The 863-nt window shown below is 65.6% G+C and carries 1 protein-coding gene; it reads left to right on the top strand.

The window, feature by feature from the left end; all coding sequences use genetic code 11:
- Nucleotides 1–156 precede the first annotated feature (156 nt).
- On the top strand, nt 157–863 hold a 707-nt coding region (locus EKA13_RS27400; RefSeq protein ID WP_065762053.1), incomplete at its 3' end, for a DUF3577 domain-containing protein.

Here is an 863-nt window from a genome sequence, read left to right as displayed (position 1 = left end):
GCGTGACCGAGCCAGCTCGCACCGCATCCATCCGCGAGCGGCCACCAGTCTCTGGTGGCGGATGCTTTCGCCTTATCGACCCACCGCGGGGTTACGCACCTTTCCCCGCATGCGTGGGGCTGGTGTGTCTCCGCTTCTTCCCTATGGAGATTCACCATGAACACCACGTCCAACGAGAAATCGTATTTCGACCTCCACACCTCGGGCATCGGCTACATCCAGCGTGTCCGTGAAGTGCCTGTCCGGGGCGGCCGCCGTGCGCAGCCTTTCCTGGCATGCACCGTTGCCGCGCTGGTCGGCCCCGCCAGGGACCCCAGCTACCGCTACTTCGACGTCAAGGTCTCGGGTGCCGAGGCCAAGAACCTCGTCCAGCGCTACATCGGCGTTGACGATCCCAAGCAGCGCCCGCTGGTGCGCTTCCGCCTCGGCGACCTGTGGGGCGATGCGTACATCCGCGACAAGGGCGAGCGCAAGGGTGAAGCCGCCGCGTCCCTCAAGGCGCGACTGCTCAAGGCCGAGCCGCTTGACCGGGCCGAACTGGCTTCCATCAAGCAGCACGAGCTGATCACCCGCGGCATCGGCTACCTCAGCCGTCCGAAGGACGTCACCCCCAAGGATGGCGATCCGTTCCTGTCGTGCTGCGTCGCGGCTCTGGCCGGGCCTGTCGGTGAACCGGACTATCGGTACTTCGACACCATCGTCGCCACCCCTGAAGCCGAGCACCTGGTTCGCCGGTGCGTGCAGGCCATCGAAGGGGACCGCAAGGTGCTGATCGCCTTCAAGTTGAACGACATGAAGATCGATCCGTACATCCGCACCAAGGGTGAGCGCGCCGGGGAGCCGGGAGCGAGCCTGGAATCGAC

Origin of the sequence: Pseudomonas defluvii (assembly GCF_001695625.1) — a bacterium.
Taxonomy (GTDB): Bacteria; Pseudomonadota; Gammaproteobacteria; order Pseudomonadales; family Pseudomonadaceae; genus Aquipseudomonas; species Aquipseudomonas defluvii.
This window is presented reverse-complemented; position numbering and strand designations above follow the sequence as displayed.